We start from the raw sequence: 21,490 nt of genomic DNA, 5'->3' as shown, positions 1-21,490 counted from the left end.
ATGTCAATTATCAGCACTTCCGTTAAACGGCCAGTCACGGTGTGGATGTTCATGCTGGCGGTGATTTTATTCGGTATGGTAGGATTTTCCCGCCTAGCGGTGAAGTTACTGCCAGACTTAAGCTATCCCACATTAACCATTCGCACTATGTATGACGGTGCAGCGCCAGTAGAAGTTGAACAGCTCGTCTCTAAACCGATTGAAGAAGCCGTTGGCGTGGTCAAAGGCTTACGTAAAATCAGTTCTATTTCGCGCTCAGGCATGTCAGATGTGGTGCTCGAGTTTGAATGGGGCACAACAATGGATATGGCGAGTTTAGATGTACGTGAAAAACTCGACACTATCGCTCTGCCGCTCGATGTTAAAAAGCCCTTATTACTGCGTTTTAACCCCAACCTTGACCCTATTATGCGTCTTGCGCTGTCGGTGCCTAATGCATCTGAAGCCGATCTCAAACAAATGCGCACCTATGCAGAGGAAGAACTTAAGCGTCGTTTAGAGGCGCTATCAGGGGTCGCCGCCGTGCGTTTATCTGGCGGCCTAGAGCAAGAAGTGCATATTCAGCTCAATCAAGAAAAACTGTCGCAGCTCAATCTCAATGCCGATGATATTAAACGTCGTATTAATGAGGAAAACATCAACCTCTCTGCGGGTAAAGTGATCCAAGGTGATCGCGAATACTTAGTACGAACGCTAAACCAATTCAACTCATTAGATGAACTCGGCCAAGTGATCGTCTATCGCGACGAGCAAGCTTTAGTCCGTTTATTCGAAGTTGCTACCATCACAGATGCCTACAAAGAGCGTAGTGATATCACCCGCATCGGCAGTCAAGAATCGATTGAACTGGCCATTTATAAAGAAGGTGATGCAAATACTGTCGCTGTCGCCAAAAAACTGCGCGATGAACTCGTCAAAATCAATCAAGACCCTAAGCAAAATAAGCTCGAAGTGATTTACGATCAGTCTGAGTTTATCGAAAGTGCGGTCAGCGAAGTCACCTCTTCTGCGCTGATGGGCAGCTTGTTATCTATGCTAGTGATTTACCTGTTTTTGCGTAATATCATCCCGACACTGATTATTTCTATCTCGATTCCCTTCTCAGTGATCGCCACCTTTAACATGATGTATTTTGCCGATATCAGCTTAAACATCATGTCATTAGGTGGTATTGCCCTTGCCATCGGTCTCTTGGTCGATAACGCCATTGTGGTATTAGAGAACATAGACCGCTGCCGTAGCGAAGGCATGAGTAAATTAGAAGCTGCAGTGACGGGGACTAAAGAAGTGGCAGGCGCAATTTTTGCCTCAACACTCACCACTCTTGCGGTGTTTGTGCCGCTAGTATTTGTGGATGGGATTGCTGGCGCACTCTTCTCAGACCAAGCGCTAACGGTCACTTTTGCGCTGTTAGCATCGCTATTAGTCGCGTTAACGTCCATTCCAATGCTGGCATCACGTGAAGGCTTTAAAACCTTACCCGCGCTGATAAAAACGACACCTAAGGATAAACCCACCACTAAAATGGGCAAGCTTAAACACTATAGCGCGACTGTGTTTTCCTTTCCTATTCTATTAATTGTTAGTTACTTACCCAGTGCACTACTGACCTTAGTGTTGATTTTAGGCCGCTTTTTTTCATGGCTTATTGGTCTAGTGATGCGCCCGTTAAGCTCAGCATTTAACTTTGTCTACCACAGTATTGAGAAGGTTTATTACAAGCTTCTGGCCTCGGCGCTGCGCCAACAAAAAGCAACGCTGTTACTCACGATTGCAATAACAGGCGCTTGTATTAGCTTGTTACCACGACTTGGTATGGAGCTTATTCCGCCAATGAATCAGGGTGAGTTTTACGTGGAGATCTTACTGCCGCCGGGTACGGCTGTGAGCGAAACCGACAAGATATTACAGCAACTTGCACAGTCCATTAAAGACAGAGCCGAAGTTAAACATGCTTATAGCCAAGCTGGTAGCGGCGGTTTGATGACTTCGGATACTGCCCGCGGGGGTGAAAACTGGGGCCGCTTGCAAGTGGTGCTTAACGACCACAGTGCCTATAACGCAGTCACTCAAGTATTACGTGATACTGCGCGCCGCATTCCTGAACTTGAAGCGAAAATTGAGCAACCTGAGTTATTCAGCTTTAAAACGCCACTGGAGATTGAACTCACAGGTTACGATTTAAACTTGCTCAAACGCAGCGCAGATAGTCTCGTCAAAGCATTATCCGCCTCGGAGCGTTTTGCCGACGTGAACACCAGTCTACGTGATGGTCAACCTGAGCTAAGTATCCGTTTCGATCATGCAAGGTTAGCGGCTCTAGGAATGGATGCACCAACGGTTGCAAACCGTATTGCCCAACGTGTTGGCGGTACTGTTGCCAGTCAATACACAGTGCGTGACCGTAAGATTGATATTCTGGTGCGCAGTGAACTCGCGGAGCGGGATCAAATCAGCGATATCGATGCCTTAATCATCAATCCGAATAGCAGTCAGCCTATTGCATTAAGCGCAGTTGCAGAAGTTTCATTGCAATTAGGCCCATCTGCGATTAACCGCATCAGCCAACAACGTGTGGCTCTCGTATCAGCTAACCTCGCCTATGGTGATTTAAGCGATGCGGTTGCACAGGCGCAGCAGATACTATCGCAACAAGTGTTACCCGCATCGGTTCAGGCCCGTTTTGGTGGTCAAAATGAGGAAATGGAGCACTCATTCCAATCACTCAAAATTGCCCTTATCTTAGCGATTTTCTTAGTGTATTTAGTCATGGCGAGTCAGTTTGAATCACTATTACATCCCTTGCTTATCCTCTTTGCCGTACCTATGGCATTAGGTGGCAGTGTACTTGGGCTTTATATCACCGAAACTCACTTGAGTGTGGTGGTATTTATTGGCCTTATCATGTTGGCGGGGATCGTCGTGAACAACGCGATTGTGCTTGTGGATCGGATCAATCAACTGCGTAGCGAAGGTGCTCAAAAACTTGATGCCATTCGCGATGCAGCTAAATCGCGCCTACGCCCGATTATGATGACAACCCTCACCACGACCTTAGGCTTATTGCCGATGGCGCTAGGTCTAGGTGATGGCTCAGAGGTGCGCGCACCGATGGCGATTACGGTGATCTTTGGTCTGAGTTTATCAACACTACTGACCTTAATTGTGCTCCCAGTGCTCTATGCCCTGTTTGATCGAAAAGAATACGCAGCAACAGGCTCACATGTAAACGTAGAGGAGGCTCGCCCATGAACCTCACCCGTTTAGCCATTAAGCGCCCCGTAACCACCAGCATGTTCTTCTTTGCTATCTTGCTGTTTGGTCTCGCCTCGAGTCGCCTATTACCGCTGGAAATGTTCCCCGGTATTGATATCCCACAGATAGTGGTGGAAGTGCCTTACAAAGGCTCGACCCCTGCTGAAGTGGAACGCGATATAACCAAAGTGCTGGAGGAATCCCTCGCGACTATGGGGGGGATTGATGAGCTTGAATCAGAATCCTCCCAAGAAGGCGCCGAAATCGAAATCAACATGAAGTGGGGGGAAAACGTTGCCACTAAGAGCTTAGAAGCGCGGGAAAAAATCGATGCAGTGCGGCATTTACTGCCCAAGGATGTGGAGCGGGTCTTTATCCGCCAATTCTCCACCGCCGACATGCCTGTGCTCACCATACGCATCTCAAGTGATCGTGAGCTTTCAGGTGCATTCGATCTACTCGATAAACAGCTCAAGCGTCCGCTTGAACGTGTTGAAGGTGTCTCTAAGGTCAGCCTGTACGGCGTTGAGCAAAAGCAAATTGAGGTACGCATCAATGCCGACCGCCTTGCCGCCAGTGGATTTTCAGTCGCAGATTTGCAACAACGTCTCGGCAGAGAGAACTTTGTGCTGAGCGCAGGTACACTCAGGGCCAGTAATATCGTTTATCAAGTTTCACCTAAGGGTGAGTTTAGAAACCTTGAAGATATCAAAGCACTAGTACTGATCCCCGGATTGACCTTAGGCGATATCGCCGATGTGCAATTTGCCCTACCTGAACGTATCGAAGGTCGACATTTAGATAAGCACTATGCCGTGGGTTTGGATGTTTTTAAGGAATCTGGCGCTAACTTAGTCGAAGTGTCAGACCGTGTCATGAAGGTGATTGAGCTTGCGAAGCAGGACCAACAGTTCCAAGGTATTCGCCTATTTATCATGGAAGATCAAGCCTCTGGAGTAAAATCTTCACTAATGGATTTGCTGCTTTCAGGGTTAATCGGTGCACTGCTGTCCTTTGTAGTGCTGTACTTATTCCTGCGTAATTTGAAAATGACTTTAGTGGTTGTGTCATCCGTGCCTATTTCAATCGGTATGACGCTCGCCGCTATGTATCTACTCGGTTACAGCTTGAATATTCTGTCTATGATGGGACTCCTGCTCGCCGTCGGTATGTTGATTGATAACGCAGTGGTCGTCACTGAGAGCGTACTGCAGGAAAAGCAAGGTAAACACCCTAAGGACAATGAAGAGTCAGTCATGACGGGGGTCGATAAAGTGTCTCTCGCGGTATTGGCAGGCACAATGACAACCGCCATTGTATTTTTACCTAATATTTTTGGCGTAAAAGTCGAGATCACCATTTTTCTAGAGCATGTTGCTATTGCGATTTGTATTTCACTCGCCGCGTCGCTATTGGTCGCAAAAACCTTAATCCCTTTGATGTTGACTAAGTTTCACTTCGACATCGCACCCGAAAAGGATGCGGGTAAATTACAACGTTTTTACAATAATACCCTAGATTGGGTATTGCTCAGACCTTGGCGTTCAGGCGTGATTGCTGTAGCGATACTCGCATCCACCGCCCTGCCGCTATCTATGGTTAAACAGGATCAAGAAGACAGCGAGAGCAATGAACGAATCTACATTAACTACCAAGTAGAAGGTCGACATAATCTCAATGTCACTGAGGCGATGATCAACCAAATGGAAGAGTATCTTTATAACAATAAAGAGGAATTCCATATTGATTCTGTCTACAGCTATTATGCCTCTGACGATGGCTCATCAGTGATCCTCCTAAAGAAAGATTTGCCTATGTCAGTGGATGAGTTAAAAAAGAAAATCCGTAGCGGCTTCCCTAAGTATTCCATCGCCAAACCGCAATTTGGCTGGGGCAATGACAACTCTGGCGTGCGAGTCACACTGACAGGACGTTCAACCTCTGAGCTAATTAACTTGAGCGAGCAAGTTATTCCTTTATTGCAAAATATCAAAGGATTGCAAGATGTTCGCTCCGAGCTTAACGGCGCTCAGCAAGAAGTGATTATCCGCATTGATAGACAAATGGCGGCGCGGTTAGATTTAAAACTCAATGAAATTGCCTCAAGTATCTCCATGGCACTGCGCGGTTCACCGCTGCGATCCTTCCGCCACGATCCTAATGGCGAGCTACGCATCGAAATGGCCTACGAGAAAGAATGGCAAAAGTCACTTGAGAAACTCAAACAGTTACCCATAGTACGCCTCGACCAAAGAGTGTACACCTTAGATAATCTGGCGAAGATTGAGATCCAACCCCGCTTCGATACTATCAAACACTTCAATCGCCAAACCTCGCTGTCGATTGGGGCTAACTTAGAAAACCTCACCACAGAAGAGGCGCAAACTAAGATTAAGCAAGTGATGGAAAATATCCGTTTCCCCGATGGTTACGACTATTCACTCCGTGGTGGCTTCGAGCGCCAAGATGAAGATCAGAACGTGATGGTGACTAATATGCTCTTGGCTGTCGCGATGATTTATATTGTTATGGCGGCGTTGTTTGAATCTCTACTGTTACCAACGGCGATTATTACCTCGATCCTATTTTCCATCACAGGTGTATTCTGGGCGCTGTTTATCACAGGCACCCCTATTTCTGTGATGGCAATGATAGGTATCTTGATTTTAATGGGGATAGTGGTGAACAACGGTATCGTTCTGGTGGATCAAATCAATCAGATGACACCGGATCTCGACAAATTGTCTGACACCATTCGGGAGGTGTGTATCACCCGTTTGCGGCCAGTGTTAATGACAGTAGGTACAACAGTACTGGGATTAGTCCCACTGGCGATGGGTGATACCCAAATCGGTGGCGGCGGCCCGCCATATTACCCCATGGCAATCGCCATTATCGGTGGCTTATCGTTCTCGACAGTGACTAGCTTGTACTTAGTCCCCCTGTGCTATCAAGCTTTTTATCGGATGCGTCACCGCGCAGCGATTCGCTTAGGCCAAGCCGATCACTTTGCCAAAAAACTGTTACCTTGGACGGTTTAGTTGTCTTGGATAGCTTATGTTCTTGAACAGTTCAGCAATCTTCGGCAACTTAATATGCCATTGAATTTGTAATAAAAAGGCTGCTGTGCGGCCTTTTTTGTTTTACGAATTACGCTCTATACTTTTACTGCGGTAAAACCCTAAACTGGATCATAAACAATTGCTCAAGACCGGGATAAATTTCTGCAATCACATTACGTAGCTGCGGCAACGTCATATTCTCTTGCTTAGCATGAATGTCTGAGAGCTCAGTTAAGGTCAATGGCACGACATCAATAATATGGATATCACAAAACCAGCGGTCGGTTTCGAAGGTTGAAACGGGAAGCGTTTGACCTGCAATCACATGGGATTCCGTTTCATCACGCAATGTAATGGTTTTAGTGCCACTTAATATATCGTGCTCAAAGCGCTCAAAAAAAGTGATTTTAGTTAATAACACACATCTTCCTCGGCTCAGAATATGAGCAATAAAATAACATTAGAGTCAATTTTTCAAACTCATAATGCTAGGCAATATAATGGCTTTTGATCCACACTGACAGCATACACCGCAGAATTTGCAGCATTTGTCGTGTGAAATACTAACAGCGCCGTTTGAGTTAAATTGTTATGCTAACGTCATATAGCAAAACTAGTTCCCAAAGAGTAGCCGTTGTTTTCGACAAAATTCAGCAAAACATGGTCAGTTCGTTCAGATTGAGTTAGAATCCCGCCTCAATTGAGCCCTTGGCCTCATATACCTGCGCGTAGCGGGTGCGAAACGAAATTAGAGACGTCATGAACAAGAAACAAAAGATCATCAAGAAAATAGCTAAACGCGCTAAGGCCAGACTGAATAAAGTCGACCCAGTGACTATCGGCTCACCTGCAAAATCAGGTTACATCTCTAAGGCTGATCGCGCAAAAATGGCGGCATCAGAAGCCGCGACTGAACAAGTCGAAGGCCAACAAGACACGCCAAGTATTGAAGAATAAGCAGTTCAGCAGAATAGTCTTTTAGCGGCGTATTTTGGCATTGTTAGCTTAATTAAATGAAGTGCAAACGCCGTTTCAAACAAAATGCCACAAGCAATCTTGTGGCATTTTGTTTTTCAGCATTCCTATCATTAGCAGTTTTCTGACTTCTCCTCGTTATTAAGAGCTCATTTTTATCTGCGTTCTTGCCCACAGCTTCTACACGGCGCAGCTAAGCCACATAACGTCAATTAGGCTTTTTCCCCTCGTCTAAATAGGGTAATACGGGCTCATTCTCTTGCTCCTCCGTTAATTGCGCCATCTGCACGCAAGAGGATGAAAGCGGATTGGTCGCACTCGGTAAGTTCTGTGCAACACAATTAGCGATTTCCTCTTCCTCACTCAGTACGACATTGCGGGGGATAGCATTCGCAGCATCAAGATTAGGCGCGGCTGAAAACTGTGCCTGCGCCGCCACTTTATCCACTAAACGATAGGCAACCCACACACCTAATGTACCAAACAAAATAGACCCTAAAATTTGCCCAATCAATACACCGTAAACACCACCCCAAAGTGCACCAAAATACACAAAAGGCACAGTGCCTAAAGTGGCTTTACCTACGTTAAATAGCGTGGAATATTTGGCCTTGCCAAGGTTATTAAAGGACGCATTCGCCACGAATAAAATCCCCGAAAAGATAAAGAATACTGCGATATAACTGCAGAAAAAGTGAATAAGATCAGCGCTGTCACCCTTCATATCAAACATACTGACCAAATGTGACTTAAGCATAAACAGCAGCAAAGACATTACCAGCACATACACAGTACAAAACTGAATCGCCCGCGTTAAACTCTCACGTACTCGGTCAAACTGACCTGCGCCAAAGTTTTGCCCAACAATAGGTCCAATCGCGCCGGACAGTGCAAAGATCATCCCAAAAGCCACAGGGATTAAACGCCCTAATACTGCCCAGCCTGCCACATAAGCGTCACCGAAATCGGCGATCGCTCGGGTCACAAAGGCATTTCCGATGGGAGTTGCCACATTGGTTAACATCGCAGGGCCTGCAATGGCAAAGATGGGCTTAAGATCGGCGATAAAATGTGCCTTATCGAAATGGCCTAACAACTTATGCTTAACCACCACACCGCGAGCGGCAATCACAAATACCGCCACCCGCGCTAAAACGGATGCCAATGCAGCGCCTTCAATCCCCATGGCGAACATGAAGATAAAAATCGGATCGAGTACCGCATTAACGCCGCCCCCCGCTAAGGTCGACATCATAGATAACTTTGCATCACCCACGGCGCGCAAAGCTCCGCCGAGCGCCATTGCAAGACAGATAAAAGGCAAGGAAGGCACGAGAATATACAAATAGCTCGCAGCAAGCTCTGCCGTATGACCATTCGCGCCCACTAAGGCAACTAGCTCAGGAATGAAGATGGTGACCACAGCCGCCACCAGCACACTGATCAGTGTCGTCACAACCGCGCTATTGAGTAATAAGCGCTTTGCCAACACCACCTCTTTTGCGCCAATCGAGCGAGACACTAAAGCCCCTAATGCAATCGATAAACCAATTCCAATCGATGTGGTAAAAAACGAAATACTCCCCGCATAGCCCACAGCCGCCGCGAGTTCATGCTCTCCCAATAGGCTCAGGAAAAAGATATCCAGTAAATCCACGACAAATAAGGCAGAAATCCCTACCGCGGCGGTCGAACTCATCACTAAGATATGGCGTAATATGGGGCCTTCAACAAACTTGGCTTGCGTCATACGTGTCTTTTACCTACAAAAAATAAAAAGTGTTCGCCGAAGTCATCATGAAACGCCTTTATCAACGGGCACATCCAAGCTATCTAACTCACATCCGCAACGACTACAATACATGGCATCAATATCATGACCTGTCTTATGACATTGATTACACGAGCGTAAATCTCGATGACGCCCTACTTCTTGGGATATCTCGGCGGTTAAAATCCCCGTTGGGATTGCGATAATCGAGTAACCAATCAGCATAGTAAAAGCCGCAATCGCCTGACCTAATCCGGTTTTCGGGGTAATGTCGCCATAACCGACTGTAGTAATAGTCACAATTGTCCAGTACACAGATTTAGGGATTGAACTGAAACCATTATCAGGCCCTTCAACCACATACATTACTGAACTCAGTACCATAACGATCAAACTGACCGAGAAGAAAAACAAAAAAACCTTACGACTCGACTGCATCATCGCCCTAAGTAGAACATTTCCTTCACTTAAATAGCGCAGTAATTTGAGTACGCGGAAAATCCTAAACAGCCTAAGTATCCGGATGACTAAGGTAAAGTTAGCCCCAGGGATCAGCAACGCCAGATAACTTGGCAATACCGATAACAAATCCACTAAACCATAAAAGCTGCGAGCATATAACACAGGATGAGTCGCGCAGTACAAACGTAGGCCATATTCAATCGTAAAAATAATGGTAAATACCCATTCCAACACAGAAATAAGCTGGCCGTATTCGCGATGGAATATCTCTACTGTGTCGAGGAACACTAAGCCGACACTCAACACAATACACACCATGAGGGCGATATCAAAATAGCGGCCAGCGGGAGTATCAGTGCCAAAAATAATGGTACGTAATTGACGTTTTAACGGACTTTCGGATTCGATATTCTCAGACATACAAACTTTTACTTCCTTGCAACAAACTGACTAACACAGGGATTACAGCATAAATATGCCACGAGTCTGCCATGCAATTGCACCTAGCTCAAAATTATCTACTCACAGTAGGATAAAATTGCGGTATGATGCCGAAAAAAGCCAACAACCTGTGTTTATTTTCGAGGACTTCATGCGCGCCACCCTACTTTCCACATTGACATCTCTCACTGTGACTATCGCGGCTCTCGTTTCACCCGAATTACATGCCTCTGGCATGGGTAAAGTGGATCTGGTGGTGATCACTAAATCCGAATCCAGTATGGCTTTATTGCGCGATGGCAAAGTGCTCAAACAATATCGCATCGCCATGGGTGACCTACCCGCTGGACATAAATTAAAGGAAGGCGATCAACGCACACCACAGGGGCGTTATACCCTAGATTATAAAAAGCCAGATAGTGCTTATTATAAATCGATCCATATTTCCTATCCTAATGAAGAGGATAAACTCAGAGCCAAAGCCTTAGGCATTAGACCCGGAGGCATGATCATGATCCACGGCCAAAACCCTAAATCATCACTGCCGCCAGAACAAGCCCAGCAATACAACTGGACTGACGGCTGTATCGCGATTACCAACGCCGAAATGGATGAAGTGTGGAAAGTGGTCGATGAAGGAACACCAATTGAGATTTGGCCTTAACCTTAGCCAATATCCAGATGGCAAAATGCCAAATAGATCATTGAACGATATCAAACACGCCCAGCTTAATGGGCGTTTTTATTTAACCATTAAAAGCATGATGTTAGTTGTAATAGTCTCAGTCATTTACTTAAGGGATAAAACTAACGCCAATAGAAATGCCTTGGAGTATTTATGCCTAAATTCAACGAGCCTGTTGCGCCGCACAGTGCAAACCTCAGCTATGAGCAATTAATCCAAAGCTGGGCAGCCTTCGAAGCGCAGATTTTAGCCTTGCTTGAAACCTTAGACTTAGCAGATAAAGCACTGGTTTGCGACCATGTCGCGCTGCGCGTCAATTCCATCGCCAGTGCCGATGCCCTGCGCGACGCCTTTAGCCGCATAGGAAAAATCATTTCAGACAACATCATCAATGGCCGTACGATTCTGATCATCGAGCTAGACACGCCACTCACACTCGGTCAATTTAGCATTGCCTGCGTCGAGCTTCCCTATCCTAGTGATAAAGTTTATCCACAGGAAGGCTGGGAGCACATAGAATTAGTTATTGATTCTAAAGCTAAAGATTGCGATACCTTGAGCCAAGATTTACTGGTCTTATGTCCAACACTCCGCCCTTTACTCAACCTAGGACTGAGTCCATTGCCGCAATCTGAGCAGACAGCTGAATCAGAGCAGTCAAGATTACCAGACTTGCCATCCCTTGCTGAGATTAAGGTCAAGATGAGCTCGCCCAAAGGCGATAAAGAACGTTTAGCCAATCCAACTATCGCCTTTAAACGCGGCAATGTGTGCATTAAAGTGCATCCCCATGGCATAAAAGCGGTCATCGCGAGCGAACAAGTATCTGAATGTTAAGTCAGGCTTAAACTCAGGCAGATAAAACTGAGCTTAGATTTTCATCGGCACTTACCTTAGCTAAAACCTACGACAGTAACTGAGTTAACATCTGAGTTGATGACAATTTAATCAGATTCAATATTCTCGTTATTTTTAGGTCATTTTTTTGGTGGTTTTATCAAAAATCGCCAAAATTAAATCTAAAAAACAGCATATTTAGCGTAACTTAGGACGTATAACTCGCAGATGCCATCAGGCACAAATTATCGTGTCCAGTAGATGGATGCTATGTGCAAACAGAGGATCGCCAATGAAGCCACACAAGAACGAAGCACAAATATTGAAGTTCGCCATGGAAATCGGCGTGGGCTATGCCAAAAAACGCGGATATGCAGACTTCGACAAAGGCATCTCACCCAAAGACAAAGTGGAATGTATTTACCGTTTATTGGTCACCGACAACTTGATTCAGCCACTGGCCAAAGATAAAGAAGATGGGCCAAACATGAAACACAAACTGATTTTATGGATCACCCGCCAACTGCCAGCTGATCATCCACTGTTGAAGTAATCTTTTTAGGCGACTCGGTTAAAAATAATTATTGGCAAGCGGACATTTGAAGCTAGCCTAGAAAGAAGCCAACTCGCTAAGTGTTCACGATAAGGATCACCATTAAATGGCGCATCATTGCGCCATTTAAGTGAGCCAGAACTGGATATCAAACCTAGCCCTTTTTGGCCGCTTTGTTAGCCTTCTCATTCGCCAGCACTGTTGCCATTGGCGGCACTATGGTCGTAGGGTCGAGGCGCATTTGATACCAGTTCACTCGCCAATCTAAGTGTGGACCATTTGCACGGCCTGTTGCGCCCACCTCTGCAACAGCTTGACCTTGCTTAACCGCTTCACCCGCGTTGACGTACAGCTTACTCAAGTGCAAAAAACTCGAACTCACGCCATAACCATGGTCGATCACCATAGTCCCGCCCGAATAAAACATGTCAGGCACAGAAAGACTAATAACACCATCGGCGGGGGCGACCACTACAGTGCCGGTTTTCGCCGCCACATCCACCCCAAAGTGTGGATTACCGGGTACATCGTTATAAATACGCTGGCTACCGTAAACGCCTGAAATACGCCCCGTCAGAGGCCAAATAAACGCCTGTAAAAATGCAGTTTGCTCACTAAATGTTGCCCGCGCCGCTTTCACTTGCGCCGTGTCTTTCGCCGCTCTTTCCTGCGCGACAGGATCGGGCTTCATAATCTTCGAGCTAATGCCCTTTACACTTTGAATGTCGTACTCTCGCTTGGTTAAGGTTAAAGGCTTAACCTCAGTCAAACCATCGGGATAAACCAAGGTTAGCTGCTGGCTCAGTTCACCGTCGCGATCAAAACCAAAGGCAAAATGGCCGTCTGGCGTGACCTTGATGGCTTCACCATTTAAGCTAATCTGAGTGCCCGCTGGCGCTTGACCCCGCATTAATGCGCCTTGCTCTAACTTACCCTGTAAACTCACCTCAGCTTGTACCTGAGGCGCAATGAGCACTAGGCCCAAAGTGAATAATGCCGATAAGCAGCGCACTGGATTTGAACTTAGGGGGGCTCCACCGTGAGATAAAAATTGCGATACTTTATTTCTCAACATCTTATTATTTTCCAGCATCTTAGTTTCCAATATCCTAGTTTCCAACATCTTCAAAAAATCCTTATCGAGGGGCAATAGGGATCAAGACCCACTAAATACATTCATCGCGACACAAAACGCAGCCGAATTCAATCAATGCCACGTTAACCTAACGCACCATAAAAATCGATTCTGCAAACCCACATCCCTGTCGTAATCTCAGTTCAGCCTATCCTCAAAACAAACAAAAAAGCCCCGATAATCTACCGAGGCCTATTAAATCCGTGATTAAAAGGTGAATAGTTTAAGTCCATTCACTTATATCAGCTCGTAGTGCCTATCCCTTAACGACGATCGCGCCCTTGCCAACACCTTCAAACGCCACCACTTTAAACTGACTTCCTGGCACTTTAGCGACCAATGTCGTGGCAATATAATCGGCTAACAACTCAACCGTCGTGTCGTGGGGAATTAAATCACAGCATTCCTTTGGCATTGCCAATTGGAAATCCCCTTGGGGGGCTTGGTAATGAAAGCCATAGTGGCTGTCATCGGTTATCCGCGTTTGCGGCGAAAGATTAAGGGTCTTAACTGAAACCAAGTCCTCTTCACTGCCTAAATAAATATCGTGCCAACGTTTGGCCCAATACTCATCCCACTTAGCTGCTGGACTGCCATTTTCATAAACGTGAATAGGGCTACGATGTCCATGGGCGATACGCTGACAATTACCATCGTGTTTACGTAAACCATGGCTGTAATGGTAATAAGGCGTATCGAGGATTTCGTGTCTCAAGGTGAGCGTGATCCCTTCGACATTCTTAGGTAAAGCTTCGCGCAATGCTTTCTGTAAAAAGACATTCACGCTGGGAATATCAATCTCTTCGGTCGGCACTAAGGCAAAGGCTTGTGAAGGACAGGCCAAATGAATTTCACCTAACTGACTATCAAAATCCATCCATACTCTATCGCCCTGCTGTTGCCATCGCACACTACTGCAGGCCGTAGGCACTAATAAACGATGATCGGCCACCGCATCTATGGTTTGCTTGATCGTGCGTTTGACTTTAGCAAAATCGAGTACCATGTTTTGCTCGTCTAATCCGCCCTCTAGCAGAACATCAACAATCCAACTCTCCCCCACCATGCCGCGCTTTGGGCACAAATAGGAAAAATCGATCACAGTTAAATCTTTGACAAACAATTGCATTAACGCTCCTCGGCAGAAAAACAGTCCACCTATATAATTTTATAGCACCGCTTGGCGATGGCCGAGCATGCTAACTTGAGGCACTCAACACGAGTTAACTCAACATGAATGGAGATTCTAATCAATTCCGTCTGTTGTCGCGACAAATGAATCCACTCGGCCCAATATTTTGTATCACATGTTTGTATCAGGTTTTCTAAAATCCAGCAATGCAACTCATTGCAACCATCAGGTACCGATAGGCAGAAAGCAACAATGCATCGACCTTGTCGATTAACAGATAAAGCCTTAACAGAAATACCACTCAACCTAGCAAAATAACAACGTAAAAACAGCGAATTAGATCGCAAAAGCTTAATCCGCAACAGCGATAGACCCAATCGAAACAAAGCATTATCACTCAGCATCATTAACCGCTAGCATCCCTGTTAAACCATACAAAAACCAAGGTTATACAGGGAGAAATAAGATGACCAAACTTACATCTATCGCCATTTTCATCGCAGGTATATTAGCCAGTACCCATGCTATCAGTGCAGAACCCATCGAAGTCATTACAGCAGCCAAGATCACTGAGCCTGAAAAAGTTGAATTAGGTAAAATGCTGTTCTTCGAACCCAGACTGTCTAAATCTGGCTTTATCTCTTGTAACTCTTGCCATAATTTATCCACTGGTGGTGTCGATGCTCTGCCAACGTCCATTGGTCATCATTGGCAGGAAGGCCCAATTAACTCACCCACAGTGCTTAATGCCGACTTTATGCTGGCTCAATTTTGGGATGGTCGCGCCAGTGATTTGAAAGAACAAGCCGCGGGCCCTATCGCCAACCCGAAAGAGATGGGCTTTACCCATGAACTCGCAACTGAAACTATCGCCTCTATGCCTGCCTACCGAGCGCACTTCGCCAAGGTCTATGGCGATGAAAAAGTCACAATTGACCGTTTAACCGATGCGATTGCCACCTTTGAAAAAACCTTAGTTACCCCTAATAGCCCCTTCGATCAATTTCTTCTGGGCAAGCAAGAGGCCATAAGCGCGAATGCCAAAGCGGGTTACCAACTCTTCAAGGATAAAGGTTGCGTGAGTTGCCATAACGGCCCCGCTGTCGGTGGAACTATGTATATGAAAATGGGACTCATCAAACCGTTCCACACCAATAACCCAGCAGAAGGTCGTAAGGGCGTCACTGGTAAAGAAGCTGATAAATATGTGTTTAAAGTGCCGACACTACGCAATATTGAACTCACCTATCCCTACTTCCATGATGGCAGCGTCTGGACCTTGGAAGAAGCGGTGAATACCATGGCAGACATTCAATTAGGGCAAAAACTCTCTGACCAAGAAGTGAAAGAAATGGTCGCCTTCCTTGAGTCCTTAACGGGCGATCAGCCGCAAATCACGCTACCTATTTTGCCACCATCGAATAAAGATACGCCACGTCCAGTGCCATTTAGCTCCAATAATTAACATAGGCGACGAGTCACTGACTAAGAAGTACTCACTTAGAAGCTGAGTCAGCGCGACTTAGTTAGCAAAAAGGCCGAGAGTAAAAACTTTCGGCCTTTAGTTATTCGTTCGCTTAAAAAACGATGGATGAATTAAGTACTATTCGCCTTTAAGGCGACGATCAAGCTGATCTTTTAAGTTTGCTGGCACACCTTTGATTAAAATCGTGTCCGAGATGGGATCGTAAATCACCCGTTGACCTAAGTGGCCGCCATCAAAACTTAACGTTACGCCGCCACCCGTACCAGAAAACTTCTTCAATTGGCGCAGGGTTGATTTGTCGGCCGGAAACTCTTCATCAAGATCATAACTGCCGCCACGGGCAAAATCATAGAAGGAGTCCATACCTTGATCGGCTAACTCATCGGCCAAGTCTTTGATCTCAATGTCAGCGCCTTCATCGAAACGCTCACTACAGTATTCAAACACTTTATTGCGGCACTGCTGACGCTCGTCTTTCGTCAACTCACTGCTGGCAACAAAATCTTCAACCGCATTCATTAAGGTTTTGTTTTGCGCCTTAGTGTTGACGCCTTCTACGCAGCCCATAAAGTCGAGGAAAAAGTCGGCGACTTTACGTCCCGCACGGCCACGGATAAAGGAGATATACTTGCGAGAATCCTTATCGGCTTGCCACTCAGTTAAATCGATACGCGCCGCGAGTTGGATGTTATTTAAATCCAAATGGTTATTTTGCGACAATTCCATATCGTCTAATACTGTCATTGACGACTTAGCACTTAATAAAGCCACAAACAAATAATCGCTGGTGATGCTGGTATAGCAAGACATCAACAGGAAACCGCCTTGACTGAAGTCGTACTTTGACAATTCTTCTTGCAGTAATTTACTGGCTTGACCGGAAAACTCCACAAACCCTAAATCGCCGCCACGGTATTGAGTTAGCGCATTGGCAAAGGCGGGATTGGCCTCACCGTCGTCACCATGGATACCAAAATAGCCAAAACCTTTACCGGCCTTTCCCGTATATGTCTGATGCAACTCGTCGAGCATCACCTCGACCGCCTGACCGTTCAGCAGAGGTTGAGGACGTAAACGGCAGCGTAATTGCCCCTGACTGTCCTGAGAAATCTCGTGAATAATTGCGTGTTCGATGTTAATACTCATAAGCCCTGATAGTGATACTGGGATAAATCCGCTATTATATGCCGCTAATCCATTCCAAAGTGAAACATTTTTTGATTATGGCAATCCAATCGAAATACTCAAACACCCAAGTTGAATCATTAATCGCCGAAATATTGGCTGTGTTAGAAAAGCATAAAGCACCGACTGACCTGAGCCTGATGGCATTGGGTAACTGTGTGACTAACCTGCTAGAACGTAAAGTGCCCAGCGAATCGCGCCAAGCCGTGGCCGAACAATTTGCAAAAGCACTCGCACAATCGGTTAAATCCCAGTAAGTTAACTGGGTAATAATCATCAAAAGAATATAAGATACAAGGCCTTTTAGGAATAAGCGGATCACTATGGTCGAGCGAAAAAAGCAAATGAGCCGCGATCGGGTTTCCCGGCTCATCAACTGGGGGCATTGGTTCGCCTTCTTCAATGGCTTATTAGCCATGATAGTCGGAAGCCGATACCTTGGCAGCGTGGGTTATCCAGAAACTTGGTATGGCTGGTTTTATCTGAGCGTCAGCACTATTGGTCAGTTTAGCTTTCTCGCCTTTATCGCCTATTTGATCTGCCTATTTCCACTAACCTTGATATTGCCCTATTCAAAGATATTAAGAGGTGTCGCGGCGGTGATCGCGACCTTAAGTCTTTGTATCTTATTGTACGATACCATTGTTTACGCCGATTACGGCATGCACTTGAGCCCCTTCGCCTTCGATTTAGCTTGGGCGGATCTCAATGCCCTGCTCCGTGGTACTTCTTATATCGTCACCCCGTTGGCCATCATCGCCATTGAACTGACCATGGCGAACTTTTTGTGGAAACGCATAGAGAAAATCCAAAAACTCAATTTAGGCAATAAAGTTATCACCTTAGTGTGTATCTGTTTTATCAGCAGCCACTTGATCCACATTTGGGCCGATGCCGCAGATATCACCGAAATTACCCGTTTCGACGATACTTATCCTTTATCTTATCCCGCGACTGCTCGCTCCTTTATGGAAAGCCACGGTATCGATGGTTCATACCAAGGCGATGACGTCAATCACAACACCAGTGTACTCAGTTATCCAGAGCAGCCACTCACCTGCCAAGCCGACACGAACATCAACGTGTTGATGATTACCATCGACAGTTTGCGGGCGGATATGGTCGATGGTAAAAGCATGCCGTTCCTACACCAATACACTGAAAATAATCAATCTTTTACCCAGCATTTCAGCGGCGGCAACCAATTTAGAACGGGCATGTTTTCGCTACTCTATGGCCTGCAAGGCAGTTATGGCGATGCGCGAATTTTTAATAGCACCAGTCCTTTACTGACCAGAAGTTTTCAACAAGCAGGCTATGAATTGGGGCTTTTCCTCCCTGAAACCAATCTCAATTTGCGTTCATCACAAGCGATGTTTAATGACTTTAATCCTGTCATAGCCAAAGAAACCAATGGCAGCGCCGATGCCGATTTGCACACAGTGGCCAGTTTTAACGAGTGGCACAGCATCCAAAATAAACCTTGGTTTGCGCTCGTTAACTTAAAAGCGCCAGAAAATTTTGATACTCCCGTGGGTTTTCTGGGTATCGAAACAGTGAAAGCCAATACCGACCTGATGCCAGCGCAAAAAGTACTGTTTAATCAATATCGCCAATCTCTGTATTTTGTCGATCAACAACTCAAGGCAATGCTGGCCAATGTGTCCAACGACACCTTAGTGATTATCACTGGGGTCAATGGCAAAATGTTCACCAGCAATAGTGATGAAGCTAATCGAAACCTGTCACCACAGAGTGTCAAAGTGCCATTAGTGATCCACTGGCCGAATACGGGTGCTTCTAAGGTCAAATACCGCACCAGCCATTACGGCATTGCGCCGACTTTAATGACCCACGTGCTAGGTTGCACCAATAACACGACAGATTACAGCGCTGGCCGCAGCCTATTACAACCTGACAAAGAAACGTGGATCTATATAGGTGATAGCCGTATTTTTGCTATCTATCAAGAAGCAGAAGTGACAGTGATTGACCGCCACGGTAAATATCGTATTTACGATGAAAACTATGAGCATAGACTCAATAAAAAAATGAGCGCGCCTGAATTGATTGAAGTGATGCGTGAAGGTCGACGTTTCTATAACCACTGAGCTTCATCATCTTAGTTAAAGCAGCCCTATTCCTAAAGGATTGGGGCTTTTTTTATTCCCTAGTGACTGGATGAATACGAAATGCACGAAGCTTCGATTTAACTGCGTGGGTTGAAGGCTGCGTGGCCAGTATCTTGAATCTAGTCTCTTGTAGCTAGTCTCTTATGATGGACCTTACCTGCCACTAAAGCCAAAAGCCGCTATCTTTAGATAACGGCTTTTTAAGGCTTAGGCTTTAATCAAATCACTCTACAATCAATCGGCTTTAACCGTAGAGTAGCGTGCTAACCAATGGGCGTAGGAAGCGGGTAATACCCAAGATGGGCGCGCAATTTTCAAGGTTTGCGCCGCTTGATATGGCCAATGTGGATTCGCTAAAAACGCTTTACCTATCATCACTAAATCCATTTGCTCATCTTCAATGGCCGCATTGGCATGATGTGGATCATCCATACCCCAAGAAGTCGCAACGGGGAACCCCACTTCTTGACGAACCCGCTCGGCAATAGGCGCCAAAAATGCAGGACTCCATGGAATATTTGCCGTTGGGGTCGAGAAGCAAATGCTGACGTTTAACATATCGAGCCCCGCTTGCTTAAATTGCTTCACCAAGGTTATCGATTCCGTCAGTGTTTCTTCATCTTTATGGTCGAATTCAATCACGCCAAATCGCGCCGTTAAGGGTAAATGCGATGGCCAAACGTCTCTTACCGCGGCAATGGTTTCTAACAAAAAGCGCCCCCGCCCTTCGGCACTGCCACCATATTGGTCGGTGCGTTGATTGGCATAGGTTGAAAAGAAGCTTTGGGCTAAATAACCGTGGGCGAAATGCAGTTCTAACCATTCAAATCCTGCCGCTAAAGCACGCTTTGCCGCCGCCACAAAGTCGGCTTTAACCCGCTCAATGTCCTCAATCGTCATAGCGGTAGGCACTTTAGGTAAGTTTGCGCCAAATGCGACGGCTGATGGTGCAATCGGTTGCCAACCTCGCGCGTCATCATCGGCAATATGGTCATCCCCTTCCCACGGGATATTGGCACTCGCTTTACGGCCTGCATGACCAATCTGAATGCCTGCAACAGCACCCGCATTTTTAATCGCACTAGCCACTTTTGCTAAACCTTGTGCTTGTTCGTCATTCCATAACCCAAGGCATTTGGGGGTAATACGTCCTTCAGGAGAAACCGCTGTGGCTTCAATCACAACAAGACCGGCTCCGCCACGGGCAAGGCTAGTATAATGCACCTGATGCCAGTCGTTGATCAGTCCATCTGTGGCTTGGTATTGGCACATGGGTGCAACGGCAATACGGTTTTTGAGGGTGATGTCTTTAAGTTTGAAGGATGAAAATAGATCGGCCATGGTGTTTCCTGTGTCTATTAAGATCAAAAGGTATTTGAATACTGAATGACGACAGACTAGCCTTATCGTGCCATAATTAAAAGCACATACAGATTATATATTTGATAAATTTTACTTATGATAAATCCACAGTGGTTACACACCTTTAGCGTTCTAGTCGAGAAAGGCAATTTCACCCGCACCGCCGAAGCTATAGGTATCACCCAAGCGGCTGTGAGCCAGCATATCAGTCGCTTAGAAGAAACCTACGGCACACTGTTTTTACGCCGCACCCGCCAGCTTGAAATCACTCCCATAGGGGAAAACCTGCTGACCTACGTTAAAGAAGTTGAATGCGCGCAGAAACGCCTACAACAGAAACTTATCCATGATGACGCCAATGCCGGTGATATTAGCCTTATCACTCCAGGTAGCATTGGTTTAACGCTTTTTCCATTATTAATCGAATTACAACAAGCCTTTCCGGCGTTAAGCATTCGCCACCGTTTTGCACCTGACAGTGAGATAGTGGCCTCAGTGTTGGCCAATGAACATGAAATCGGCATGGTAACCTTAAAACCTTCCGATCCTCGTATTCACAGCACACATTTTACCGAAGAGCCGCTTGAACTTGTGGTACCGGCGAGCCATAAACAACATGAATGGACTGATTTACAACGGCTAGGGTTTATCTCCCATCCCGATGGTGAGGCTATGGCGACTCGGCTGCTTAGCCGTAAATATCCAACTCACCCCGGTATTCAAGAGATCCCCTGCAAGGGATTTACCAACCAAATCAGCCTCATTCTCGAACCTGTCGCAAAAGGGCTAGGATTTACGATTATCCCGCAATACGCCCGCAAAGCCTTTGAACGACAAGAAGATATCTATGTTGTGGAATGTGGTAGCCAAGTTGTAGATACCATTTGGCTTATCCACCGCGCGGAATGGCCCTTGTCACGCAGAGCCCAAAAAGCGATTACATTTTTAAAGGGGAAAATATAAAACCCCATTAAAAAATGGGGCTCGACACACACGTTGCCACACAGGAATAGTCAG

At 46.0% G+C, this 21,490-nt stretch carries 17 protein-coding genes; 10 read left to right on the top strand and 7 right to left on the bottom strand.

Features of this window, described 5'->3' with window-relative positions; translation table 11 throughout:
- Entirely contained in the window at positions 1-3,252 is a 3,252-nt protein-coding gene (locus tag HQQ92_RS08055) for an efflux RND transporter permease subunit (RefSeq protein WP_173244462.1), read from the top strand.
- Entirely contained in the window at positions 3,249-6,296 is a 3,048-nt protein-coding gene (locus HQQ92_RS08050; RefSeq protein WP_173244459.1) for an efflux RND transporter permease subunit, read from the top strand. Before HQQ92_RS08055 ends, HQQ92_RS08050 begins: the two co-directional genes overlap by 4 nt.
- Positions 6,297-6,420: 124 nt before the next feature.
- Here HQQ92_RS08050 and yqfB read toward each other — a convergent pair whose 3' ends face one another.
- Positions 6,421-6,738, bottom strand: a complete 318-nt coding sequence (gene yqfB, locus HQQ92_RS08045; RefSeq protein ID WP_173244456.1) for a N(4)-acetylcytidine aminohydrolase — start codon at positions 6,736-6,738, stop codon at positions 6,421-6,423.
- A 338-nt stretch (positions 6,739-7,076) separates the two neighbouring features.
- Here yqfB and HQQ92_RS08040 point away from each other — a divergent pair, with 338 nt between their 5' ends.
- Positions 7,077-7,274, top strand: coding sequence for a DUF2986 domain-containing protein (locus HQQ92_RS08040; RefSeq protein WP_028759693.1), 198 nt, complete (start codon positions 7,077-7,079; stop codon positions 7,272-7,274).
- A gap of 226 nt (positions 7,275-7,500) precedes the next feature.
- Here the strand turns inward: HQQ92_RS08040 and HQQ92_RS08035 are convergent, their stop codons facing one another.
- Positions 7,501-9,042 (bottom strand): MATE family efflux transporter, encoded by a 1,542-nt coding sequence (locus tag HQQ92_RS08035; protein WP_173244453.1) that lies wholly within the window; start codon positions 9,040-9,042, stop codon positions 7,501-7,503.
- A gap of 45 nt (positions 9,043-9,087) precedes the next feature.
- A complete protein-coding gene (locus HQQ92_RS08030; protein WP_028759691.1) occupies positions 9,088-9,945 on the bottom strand; it encodes an ion transporter in 858 nt (285 codons plus the stop codon).
- A 172-nt stretch (positions 9,946-10,117) separates the two neighbouring features.
- Here HQQ92_RS08030 and HQQ92_RS08025 point away from each other — a divergent pair, with 172 nt between their 5' ends.
- The 3 genes from HQQ92_RS08025 (at position 10,118) to HQQ92_RS08015 (ending at position 12,041) form a co-directional block, all read left to right on the top strand.
- A complete protein-coding gene (locus HQQ92_RS08025) occupies positions 10,118-10,630 on the top strand; it encodes a murein L,D-transpeptidase family protein (RefSeq protein WP_028759690.1) in 513 nt (170 codons plus the stop codon).
- Between the two features lie 174 nt (positions 10,631-10,804).
- A complete protein-coding gene (locus HQQ92_RS08020; RefSeq protein ID WP_173244450.1) occupies positions 10,805-11,488 on the top strand; it encodes a VOC family protein in 684 nt (227 codons plus the stop codon).
- A 292-nt stretch (positions 11,489-11,780) separates the two neighbouring features.
- A complete protein-coding gene (locus HQQ92_RS08015) occupies positions 11,781-12,041 on the top strand; it encodes a DUF5062 family protein (RefSeq protein ID WP_006081993.1) in 261 nt (86 codons plus the stop codon).
- 154 nt (positions 12,042-12,195) lie between these two features.
- Here HQQ92_RS08015 and HQQ92_RS08010 read toward each other — a convergent pair whose 3' ends face one another.
- Together HQQ92_RS08010 and HQQ92_RS08005 are read right to left on the bottom strand one after the other, a co-directional pair.
- Positions 12,196-13,134 carry a M23 family metallopeptidase gene (locus HQQ92_RS08010; protein WP_375539958.1) on the bottom strand — a complete coding sequence of 313 codons (939 nt, stop codon included), beginning with the start codon at positions 13,132-13,134 and terminating at the stop codon, positions 12,196-12,198.
- A gap of 298 nt (positions 13,135-13,432) precedes the next feature.
- A complete protein-coding gene (locus HQQ92_RS08005) occupies positions 13,433-14,305 on the bottom strand; it encodes a 6-carboxytetrahydropterin synthase (RefSeq protein ID WP_173244448.1) in 873 nt (290 codons plus the stop codon).
- Positions 14,306-14,774: 469 nt separating this feature from the next.
- On the opposite strand from HQQ92_RS08005, the gene HQQ92_RS08000 reads away from it, so the two are divergent.
- Entirely contained in the window at positions 14,775-15,773 is a 999-nt protein-coding gene (locus HQQ92_RS08000; RefSeq protein ID WP_173244445.1) for a cytochrome-c peroxidase, read from the top strand.
- A gap of 138 nt (positions 15,774-15,911) precedes the next feature.
- Here HQQ92_RS08000 and yejK read toward each other — a convergent pair whose 3' ends face one another.
- Positions 15,912-16,940, bottom strand: a complete 1,029-nt coding sequence (gene yejK, locus HQQ92_RS07995) for a nucleoid-associated protein YejK (RefSeq protein WP_006081997.1) — start codon at positions 16,938-16,940, stop codon at positions 15,912-15,914.
- 77 nt (positions 16,941-17,017) lie between these two features.
- Here yejK and HQQ92_RS07990 point away from each other — a divergent pair, with 77 nt between their 5' ends.
- Both HQQ92_RS07990 and HQQ92_RS07985 read left to right on the top strand, forming a co-directional pair.
- Entirely contained in the window at positions 17,018-17,236 is a 219-nt protein-coding gene (locus tag HQQ92_RS07990) for a YejL family protein (RefSeq protein ID WP_011847036.1), read from the top strand.
- 66 nt (positions 17,237-17,302) lie between these two features.
- On the top strand, positions 17,303-19,090 hold the full coding sequence (locus tag HQQ92_RS07985) for a DUF3413 domain-containing protein (protein WP_173244442.1): 1,788 nt from the start codon (positions 17,303-17,305) through the stop codon (positions 19,088-19,090).
- A gap of 255 nt (positions 19,091-19,345) precedes the next feature.
- On the opposite strand, the gene HQQ92_RS07980 is transcribed toward HQQ92_RS07985, so the two are convergent.
- A complete protein-coding gene (locus tag HQQ92_RS07980; protein WP_173244439.1) occupies positions 19,346-20,452 on the bottom strand; it encodes an NADH:flavin oxidoreductase/NADH oxidase in 1,107 nt (368 codons plus the stop codon).
- A 117-nt stretch (positions 20,453-20,569) separates the two neighbouring features.
- Here HQQ92_RS07980 and HQQ92_RS07975 point away from each other — a divergent pair, with 117 nt between their 5' ends.
- Positions 20,570-21,436 (top strand): LysR family transcriptional regulator, encoded by an 867-nt coding sequence (locus tag HQQ92_RS07975; protein ID WP_173244436.1) that lies wholly within the window; start codon positions 20,570-20,572, stop codon positions 21,434-21,436.
- The last annotated feature ends 54 nt before the right edge of the window (positions 21,437-21,490 follow it).

It is taken from the genome of Shewanella sp. DC2-4 (assembly GCF_013248875.1).
Taxonomy (GTDB): domain Bacteria; phylum Pseudomonadota; class Gammaproteobacteria; order Enterobacterales; family Shewanellaceae; genus Shewanella; species Shewanella oncorhynchi.
Note: the sequence above shows the minus strand (reverse complement) of the source record. Positions and strands in the feature narration are given on the sequence as shown.